Origin of the sequence: Serratia sp. BW106, assembly GCF_002607755.1 — a bacterium.
GTDB classification, from domain to species: domain Bacteria; phylum Pseudomonadota; class Gammaproteobacteria; order Enterobacterales; family Enterobacteriaceae; genus Serratia; species Serratia proteamaculans.
The window spans coordinates 254,136-264,108 of the sequence record NZ_MCGS01000023.1; the positions used below are offsets into that span (position 1 = coordinate 254,136).

Sequence of the window (9,973 nt, forward strand, 5' to 3'; positions counted from 1 at the left end):
AGTTACCTAATTAAAGCCCGTTCCCCCAATTGCGCAAGGACAGGGTTGATTTCAATAAACGGTGGTGCACGGCAGAGATCAGAAAAATGAGGCGGGGAAACCCCGCCTTGTAACAGGTGGCTTAGGCTTTCAACAGGCCGCAGCCCAGGTAATCATTGGCGTCTTTTACCCCCGGCAACGCAAAGAAGTAACCGCCGCCGATCGGCTTGACGTACTCTTCCAGCGCCTCGCCGTTCAGACGTTTTTGCACCGTCAGGAAACCTTTTTCCAAATCGGCCTGATAACAGACAAACAGCAACCCCATTTCCAGTTGACCGGAATTGGACACGCCAATCGAATAGCTGTAACCCCGCCGCAACAGCAAATTGCTCTGAGTTTGCGGCGTGCGCGGGTTTGCCAGGCGAATATGCGCATCCATCGGGATCAGCTTGCCTTCGGGATCTTGCGCGTAGTCCGGCTCGTCATGCTCATGCTTCATGCCAAGCGGCGCACCGCTGTGCTTGTCGCGACCGAAGATGGTTTGCTGTTCCTGCAACGGCGTGCGATCCCAGAACTCCACGTGGAAGCGGATAATACGTGCAGCCTGATAGCTGCCGCCCACCGCCCATGCGGGTTCTCCGGCGTTATCCGCCACCCACACCACCTGATCCATCAGCGGTTTATCGCTGGTTTTCGGGTTGGCGGTGCCGTCTTTAAAGCCCAGCAGGTTGATCGGTGTTTCTTTGCCTTTGCTACGTGCGGCGTGGGCAGAAATAAACCCTTCCCGCTTCCAGCGCACGCTGAGCAGATCCGGCGAATGCTTGATAATGTCGCGCAGCGCGTGGATCACCGTTTCATTGGTATTGGCGCAAATCTGCAATACCAAATCCCCGTGGCACAGGCTGGCGTCCAGCGAGTCGTTAGGGAAGCGCGTCATTTTTTGCAGACGCAGCGGTTTTTGTTCCTGCAACCCGAAGCGTTCGTCAAACAACGAGGTGCCGACCGACACGGTGATGGTCAGGTTATCCGGATAAATCTCCGGCCCCATGATGCCCGAATCGAGCGGCGGCAGCTTGGGATCCACCTCCGGTGCCCTGCCGCCGGTCGTCAGGAAGGCAATGCGGGTGGTCAGCAGCCGGAACAGCCGCTCCAAATCCTGCTTGTTGCTGGCCAGCACGTCAAACGCCACCAGCATCATCGCAGCCTGCTGTGGGGTGAGGATCCCGGCCTGATGCGCGCCATAGAACGGCTGCTTCTGCCACCGTTCATCCTGCGGCACCGCCAGCGGTTCTGCCACTTTATCTGCCGCCTGAGTCAGGCGGCTGCCGCCCAACGCCAACACGCCCAGCCCCAAGCCTTGCAGCAAACGGCGGCGCGACGGTGACGCCGCGTCCTGCGGCTGTGGATGCGGCCCGTTTGCCGGGCCGATCTTGTTACTCATTATGCTTGCCTCAATCCAGACCCAGAACGCCACGCAGTTGTGACAGGTCTTCCGCCAGAGTGGTGATTGGCCCTTTCATGGCATTGCGATCGGCATCGGTCAGCTTCTCATAAGACTCATAGCCATCTTTGGTTTTGTACTTCGCCAGAATGGTATCAACGGTTTTAAAGTTGGCGTCGATCTTGTCCAGCAACGGCTTGTTGGCCTTCACCAGCAGCGGACGCAGCAGGTTAACGATTTTCTGCGCGCCGTCGACGTTAGCCTGGAAGTCCCACAGATCGGTGCGGCTATAACGGTCTTCTTCACCGCTGATTTTGCTCGCCGCCACTTCTTCGATCAAACCGGCCGCCCCGCCCACCACTTTGCTTGGCGGGAAGGTCAGGTCAGTGACGCGTTTTTGCAGCTCGACGGTGTCGTTGTACAGTTGATCGGCGTATTTGCTCATGTCTTTGGTGGTGTTATCGGCAAACAGCGCTTTCTCCAGGCGGTGGAAACCGGTGAACTTCGGATCTTCCGCTTTCTTCTCGTAATCGTCTTCACGGGCGTCGATGCTGCCGTCCAGATCGGAGAACAGTTCGGCGATTGGCTCAATACGCTCGTAGTGCTGACGTGTCGGCGCATAGAGTTTGCGCGCCTGTTCCACGTTGCCGGCTTTGATCGCGTCGGTGAACAGCTTGGTCTGCTTGACCAGCCCTTCTACTTCTTTGGTCACATAAACTTTGTATTCGGCAATTGGTCCAACCAAATCCATCGCATTCGGTTTACCGTCGGTGGCGGCACCCGCAGCCGCAGTCACGGTCAGCTTGCCTTTCGGATTGCTGAGCAGCCCGCAGGTCATGTCGTATTCACCCGCTTCCAGATTAGCGGTCATCTTCTGGGTGAAGCCCGGCGCGATGTTCTCACGCTCTTCTACCACCATCACCCCTTTGAGGATTTCCCATTCAACGTTTTTCTGGCTGGTGTTGTGCACCACAAACTGGGTTTTACCGGCCGGTACCGTCAGCTGCATCGGCTCACACTGCTTGTCGTTAACGGTAATCTTCACCTGCGGCACATCCGCCGCCTGGGCATTGATGCTCAGCGCGAACGCCGGGAGTGCCAGTAATGCTGCGTGCAACGCCTTGCGGCGGAATAATGGAGTCGACATACAAGATTCCCTATTAAAATTAATGATTGATTTTACGTTGCGCCGAAACCGCTGCCGGTTCCGCACGCTGCGGCAGGAAAAAGAAAATCAGCGCCGGGATCAGATACAGGAAATAGACCGCCACTTCGCTCACCGTTGGCGTTTCCTGGTAGCCGAAGATGCCTTCGAGCAGGGTGCCAAACAGCGAATGGGTCGACAGATGGTTACTGAGATCGAACGTGATATCCTGGAAATGGTTCCACAGTCCGGCCTCGTGGAAGGCGCGGATCGCCCCGGCAGCCAGACCGGCGGCAACGAACAGAATAAACAGGCTGGTCCATTTGAAGAATTTGGCCAGGTGCAGCTTCACGCCGCCCCAATAGATAGCCATACCCAGCACGATGGCGGCCACCAGACCGAGCACTGCACCGATCGGGGCTTCAATACCCACATCTTGCTGGAAGGCGGCCAGCAGGAAAAACACCGACTCCAGCCCTTCACGCGCCACGGCAAAAAACACCATCGCCACCAGTGCCCAGCCCTGGCCTTTGCCGGAGTTGAGCGCGTTGTCGATAGCGCCTTCCAGATGTACCTTGACCGACTTGGACACCTTACGCATCCAGAACACCATATAGGTGAGGATCAGTACCGCCACCACCGCAACAATGCCTTCGAACAGCTCTTGCTGTTTCTGCGGGAATTCGCCGGTGGTTTCATTGATGAAAATGCCGAGCGCCAGGCACAGGGCAGCGGCAACAATCACCCCTATCCATACCACGCCTAGCCATTGACCCCGCTGGGTGCGTTTCAGGTAGCTGGCGATCAGGCTGACGATCAACGCCGCCTCCAGCCCCTCACGGAACATGATAAGGAAGGGAACAAACATAAATAATAACCCCTAAAAAGGCATCTGCTGCGAAGCGTCCGCACGCCGGAAATGGCGGCAACGCCAATGTAAAGAAAAGTAAAACACAACGATAGTGATTATCATTCTGGCTGGAAGAAATACAAGGGCCGCAAGGGTGATTTTTTCTAATCAAATGTCGCCAGGTGTTTCAGGCAGATGACAGAAAACGGCGGAATGAAAAATGACAAAGGGCGCATTAAGCGCCCCCAGACTACGGATAAAGCCAGTTATTAGGGAGAGCGTGCCGAAGGGGTCGTAGTAGCTTTAGCTGCCGGAGCGCCCCTCGGTGCGCTAGGCCCGAGTATCTCGGACTAATAAACAACTTTATAAAGGGCGTATTAAGCGCCCTTTGAGACTCGTGCTGCGCGAGGATTAAACGGTTTTGAACTCGGCTTCTGCCTGATCAAAACGTTCGGTGATAGTCGCCGAAGGCTGACGACCCATCAGGCTCACCGTCACGATGGCGATACAAGCAAACAGGAAGCCCGGGATGATTTCATACAGATCCAGCCAGGCAAAGTGTTTCCAGACGATCACCGTCACCGCCCCGACCAGCATGCCGGCCAATGCGCCGTTACGGGTCATGCGTGACCACATTACCGAGATCAACACCACCGGACCAAAGGCCGCACCGAAGCCGGCCCAGGCGTAGCTCACCAGACCCAGCACGCGGTTTTCCGGGTTTGCCGCCAGCGCGATGGCGATCAGCGCCACCACCAGCACCATAAAGCGCCCGACCCACACCAGCTCACGCTGGCTGGCACCTTTACGCAGGAAGGCTTTGTACAAGTCTTCGGTAATCGCGCTTGAACACACCAACAGCTGGCAGCTCAGGGTACTCATCACCGCCGCCAAAATGGCCGACAGCAGAATGCCCGCAACCCAAGGGTTGAACAGAATCATCGCCAGTTCGATAAACACGCGTTCACCGTTCTGCGACACATTGCCCGCCTGATCCGGGTTGTTGGAGAAGTAGGCAATACCGAAGAAACCGACGGCAATGGTCCCCGCCAGACACAGGATCATCCAGGTCATGCTGATGCGGCGTGCGCTGCGAATGGTGCGGTGAGAGTCCGCCGCCATAAAGCGCGCCAGAATGTGTGGCTGACCGAAGTAGCCCAACCCCCAACCCAGCAGTGAGAGGATCGCCACAAAGTTCAGGCCTTTCAGCATATCGATATTGGCCGGGTTCTTCGCCTCAATCACCAGCATCGAGGTGTCAATGCCACCCACGGCCATAATCACCATTACCGGCGTCAGGATCAGCGCGAAAATCATCAGACTGGCCTGCACGGTATCGGTCCAGCTCACCGCCAGGAATCCACCGATAAAGGTATAGAGGATAGTAGCGGCGGCACCGGCCCACAGCGCGGTTTCGTAGCTCATCCCAAAGGTACTTTCGAACAGACGCGCACCGGCCACAATGCCGGAAGCACAATAGATAGTGAAGAACACCAGAATAACGATGGCAGAAATCACCCGCAGCAGCTTGCTTTTGTCTTCAAAGCGGCTGGTGAAGTAATCCGGCAGCGTCAGGGCATTATTGTTGGCTTCGGTATGCACACGCAGCCGCCCCGCCACCAGCTTCCAGTTAAGATAAGCGCCGATCGTCAAGCCAATGGCAATCCAGCTTTCGGAGATGCCGGACAGGAAGATGGCGCCCGGCAGGCCCATCAGCAACCAGCCGCTCATATCCGATGCGCCGGCAGAGAGCGCGGTCACCACGCTGCCCAGGCTACGGCCGCCCAGAATGTAGTCGTCAAAGTTATTGGTTGCCCGGTAGGCAAGTAAGCCGATTAACACCATCCCGAAGATATACACCAGGAAGGTCACCAGCATTGGTGTGCTCATTGTCATGAAATTCTCCACTCTCATTATTATTTCGCGCTGTATTGCGATAGTTACTGCTTGCCCATCCGCCGGAACGTGGCGAAATTGCAGGTACCCCGCAGGTGAAAATAGTTTCCGCCCGCAATTGTCTGGCCGACGGCTATCCTAGATGACCCTTTCATTATCCAACAAGATATTTAACAACAAAGTTACACAAAGTTTACCCTGCGTCACATTTAACCGCTCTCAGGGTTACACCTTTCACCCCTAAACAGAGTTGCACCTAATATAATTCTGATGTTACCCCTGATATCACTGGGGACAACGTACTTAAACTCCGTCTTCATCCCTCCCTGCCCAGAGGCTGAGCAAGAAGCATGCCGGTTATTGATGTTAAAAAATCGATGGAACTCACACTTCGCTCATCAGCCTGATTTAACACGGTTGCACAAAGTTGCAACATGCTGGATATTGTCTGCATTCATCACAGCACTCAACGCACGAACCTATCCCCGCAGCCTCTCTGGCCCGCAGTTTGTGTATAGGTTCTTAAACACAGGAGTTGGATTGGCATGGGCACTACCACCATGGGCGTAAAGCTCGACGAGGCAACTCGCGATCGCATTAAAAGCGCAGCACAAAGTATCGATCGCACGCCGCACTGGCTGATCAAACAGGCCATTTTCAATTATCTCGAGCGTCTCGAGAACGGTTCCGAACTGCCTGAAATCCCTGCTGTTGCCGCTGCCGGCCAGACCGAAGCGGACGACATTATGCCGCAAGTGCAGGAAGAGTCCCACCAGCCATTCCTTGAATTTGCTGAACAAATCCTGCCGCAGTCGGTTAACCGCGCCGCCATCACCGCAGCCTATCGTCGTCCTGAGACCGAAGCGGTTCCGATGATGCTCGAACAGGCACGCTTACCGGTCGATCTTGCCAAAGCCACCCATAAGATGGCTTACAACATCGCCGAGAAGCTGCGTAACCAAAAAAGTGCAAACGGCCGCGCCGGTATGGTGCAAGGTCTGCTGCAGGAATTCTCACTCTCCTCACAGGAAGGCGTGGCGCTGATGTGCCTGGCGGAAGCCCTGCTGCGTATTCCGGACAAACCAACCCGTGACGCGCTGATCCGCGACAAAATCAGCAATGGCAACTGGCATTCCCACCTCGGCCGCAGCCCATCGATGTTCGTGAACGCCGCCACCTGGGGCCTGCTGTTCACCGGCAAGCTGGTTTCAACCCATAATGAAGCTAACCTGTCGCGCTCGCTGAACCGCATTATCGGCAAGAGCGGTGAACCGCTGATCCGTAAAGGCGTGGACATGGCGATGCGCCTGATGGGCGAACAGTTCGTCACCGGCGAAACCATCGCCGAAGCGCTGGCCAATGCCCGCAAGCTGGAAGACAAAGGCTTCCGCTACTCTTACGACATGCTGGGTGAAGCCGCCCTGACCGAAGCCGACGCTCAGGCCTATCTGGTGTCCTACCAGCAGGCCATTCACGCGATCGGCAAAGCGTCTAACGGTCGTGGCATCTATGAAGGCCCGGGTATTTCGATCAAGCTCTCCGCCCTGCACCCGCGCTACAGCCGTGCACAGTACGAACGCGTCATGGAAGAGCTTTACCCCCGCCTGCTGTCATTGACCCTGCAAGCGCGTCAATATGATATCGGCATCAATATCGACGCCGAAGAAGCCGACCGCCTGGAGATCTCACTCGATCTGCTGGAGAAACTGTGCTTTGAGCCACAGCTGGCCGGCTGGAACGGCATTGGCTTCGTGATCCAGGCCTATCAGAAACGCTGTCCGTTCGCCATCGACGCCGTGATCGACATGGCGCAGCGCAGCCGCCGTCGCCTGATGATCCGTCTGGTGAAAGGCGCTTACTGGGACAGCGAGATCAAACGTGCCCAAATGGACGGGCTGGAAGGCTATCCGGTTTACACCCGCAAGGTTTACACCGACGTCTCCTACCTGGCCTGCGCCCGCAAACTGCTGGCGGTGCCCAATCTGATTTATCCGCAGTTCGCCACCCATAACGCCCACACCCTGAGCGCGATTTACCATATGGCAGGCAACAACTACTACCCAGGTCAGTATGAGTTCCAATGCCTGCACGGCATGGGCGAACCGCTGTATGAGCAAGTGGTGGGTAAAGTGGCCGACGGCAAATTAAACCGCCCGTGCCGCATTTATGCCCCGGTCGGTACCCATGAAACGCTGCTGGCATACCTGGTGCGCCGCCTGCTGGAAAATGGAGCCAACACCTCGTTCGTTAACCGCATTGCCGACGCCACGTTGCCGCTCGACGAACTGGTGGCCGATCCGGTCACCGCAGTCGAAGCCATGGCCGCCAGCGAAGGGCAAATTGGCCTGCCGCATCCGCGTATTCCGCTGCCGCGCGAGCTGTATGGCGAGAAACGCACCAACTCCAGCGGTCTGGACTTGTCCAACGAACAGCGTCTGGCTTCTCTGTCCAGCGCATTGCTGAGCAGCGCTACTCAGCCATGGCGTGCCGAGCCGATTATCGACGCCGAGCTGGATCAGGGCGTGGAACAACCGGTGATTAACCCTGCCGAACCGGGCGATATCGTCGGTTACGTGCGTGAAGCCACCGAAGGTGAAGTCAGCCGGGCGCTCGACGCCGCTGCCGCTGCCGGTCCAATCTGGTTCGCCACTCCACCGTCCGAACGCGCCGCCATTCTTGAACGCGCCGCAGAACTGATGGAAGGCCAACTGCAGAGCCTGCTGGGCATCCTGGTACGTGAAGCAGGTAAAACCTTTAACAACGCCATCTCCGAAGTGCGTGAGGCGGTCGATTTCCTGCATTACTATGCCGGTCAGGTGCGCGATGACTTCGCCAATGACAGCCACCGCCCGCTGGGCCCGGTAGTTTGTATCAGCCCGTGGAACTTCCCACTGGCGATCTTCACCGGCCAGATTGCCGCGGCACTGGCGGCAGGCAACAGCGTGTTGGCTAAACCGGCCGAGCAAACTCCGCTGATCGCCGCACAGGCAGTACGCATTCTGCTGGAGGCCGGTATTCCCCAGGGTGTGCTGCAACTGCTGCCAGGCCAGGGTGAAAGCGTCGGCTCAGTGCTGGTCAATGACGCCCGCGTCCGTGGCGTGATGTTCACCGGCTCCACCGACGTTGCCGGCATTTTGCAACGCAGCATCGCCGGTCGTTTGGATCCGCAAGGTCGCCCAACGCCGCTGATCGCCGAAACCGGGGGCCTGAACGCGATGATCGTCGACTCTTCCGCCCTGACCGAACAGGTGGTGACCGACGTGGTCGCCTCTGCCTTCGACAGCGCCGGTCAACGTTGTTCTGCCCTGCGTATTCTGTGCATTCAGGAAGACGTGGCGGACCATACGCTGCAAATGCTGCGCGGTGCGATGGCCGAGTGCCGTATGGGTAACCCGGAACGCCTGTCTACCGACATCGGGCCGGTGATCGACGCCGAAGCCAAGACCGGTATCGAACGCCATATTCAGGCAATGCGTGCCAAGGGCCGCAAGGTCTATCAGGCGGCGAAAGGCAATGCACAAGATGAGAAAGAGTGGTCACGCGGGACCTTTATCAAGCCAACGCTGATTGAACTGGACAGCTTCGACGAGCTGCAAAAAGAGATCTTCGGCCCGGTACTGCACGTGGTGCGCTTCCAGCGCTCCAATCTGGAGTCATTGGTCGATCAGATCAACGCCGCCGGTTACGGTCTGACGCTGGGTATTCACACCCGTATCGATGAGACCATCGCCCGCGTCACCGAACGTGCCAAGGTGGGTAACCTGTACGTGAACCGCAACATGGTAGGTGCCGTGGTCGGCGTGCAGCCGTTTGGCGGCGAAGGCCTGTCCGGCACCGGTCCGAAAGCCGGTGGCCCGCTGTACCTGTACCGCTTGCTGGCTAACCGTCCGGATGACGCAGTGCTGCGCACCCTGAGCCGTCAGGACGATGAACGCCCGCTGGAAGCCACCGCGCGCCCACAGTTGCTCAAAGCCCATCAGGCGCTGGAGCAGTGGGCAGTAGCCGAAAAACAATCTGAGTTGGTGACGCTGGCACAACGCTACGCCGAGCTGGGTCAGGGCGGCACCCTGCGCCCTCTGCCAGGCCCAACCGGTGAGCGCAACACTTATGCCCTGCTGCCGCGTGAGCGCGTACTGTGCCTGGCCGATAACGAAGCCGATGCCCTGACTCAGTTGGCTGCGGTACTGGCGGTGGGCAGCAGCGTGCTGTGGCCGGAAGCCGAGCTGCAACGCGCCCTGTATCGTCGCCTGCCGGCGGCGGTTCAGGCCAGCATCAGCCTCAGCAAAGACTGGCAGCAGGACAAGGTGGAGTTTGACGCCGCCATTTACCACGGCGATGCCGATCAGTTACGTACTCTGTGCGAGCAAATCGCCCAGCGCAGCGGCGCGATCGTTTCAGTACAAGGCTTTGCCCACGGCGAAACCAATATCCTGTTGGAGCGCCTGCTGATCGAACGCTCGCTGAGTGTCAACACCGCCGCCGCCGGCGGTAACGCCAGCCTGATGACCATTGGTTAACGACCTCAGTTAATCAGCCCAAGGGCACAGTGTAATAGCTGTGCCCTTTTTTCTTGGCCAACATCCGGTGGGCCGAACATGTTCGGCCCCTACAACGGACTCTGCGAACCTGTAGGGGCGCTGCATGTGAACTGACCCCAAGAAGT

The 9,973-nt window shown here is 57.7% G+C and carries 5 protein-coding genes; 1 reads left to right on the plus strand and 4 read right to left on the minus strand.

Translation table 11 applies throughout. The features are described 5' to 3' along the window. Positions 1-121: 121 nt before the first annotated feature. The 4 genes from efeB to putP all read right to left on the minus strand — a co-directional run bounded on the left by efeB (position 122) and on the right by putP (position 5,310). A complete protein-coding gene (efeB, locus tag BEI65_RS17320; protein WP_099064393.1) occupies positions 122-1,420 on the minus strand; it encodes an iron uptake transporter deferrochelatase/peroxidase subunit in 1,299 nt (432 codons plus the stop codon). A 10-nt stretch (positions 1,421-1,430) separates the two neighbouring features. After that, positions 1,431-2,567, minus strand: coding sequence for an iron uptake system protein EfeO (gene efeO / locus BEI65_RS17325; RefSeq protein WP_099064394.1), 1,137 nt, complete (start codon positions 2,565-2,567; stop codon positions 1,431-1,433). Positions 2,568-2,586: 19 nt separating this feature from the next. Continuing rightward, positions 2,587-3,432 (minus strand): iron uptake transporter permease EfeU, encoded by an 846-nt coding sequence (gene efeU / locus BEI65_RS17330; RefSeq protein WP_099064395.1) that lies wholly within the window; start codon positions 3,430-3,432, stop codon positions 2,587-2,589. A 393-nt stretch (positions 3,433-3,825) separates the two neighbouring features. Next, positions 3,826-5,310 carry a sodium/proline symporter PutP gene (putP, locus tag BEI65_RS17335; RefSeq protein ID WP_099064396.1) on the minus strand — a complete coding sequence of 495 codons (1,485 nt, stop codon included), beginning with the start codon at positions 5,308-5,310 and terminating at the stop codon, positions 3,826-3,828. 545 nt (positions 5,311-5,855) lie between these two features. Between putP and putA the strand changes: the two genes are divergently transcribed. After that, the gene (gene putA, locus BEI65_RS17340; RefSeq protein ID WP_099064397.1) at positions 5,856-9,827 is read left to right on the plus strand and encodes a trifunctional transcriptional regulator/proline dehydrogenase/L-glutamate gamma-semialdehyde dehydrogenase; all 3,972 of its coding nucleotides are present in this window, start codon (positions 5,856-5,858) and stop codon (positions 9,825-9,827) included. Positions 9,828-9,973 lie beyond the last annotated feature (146 nt).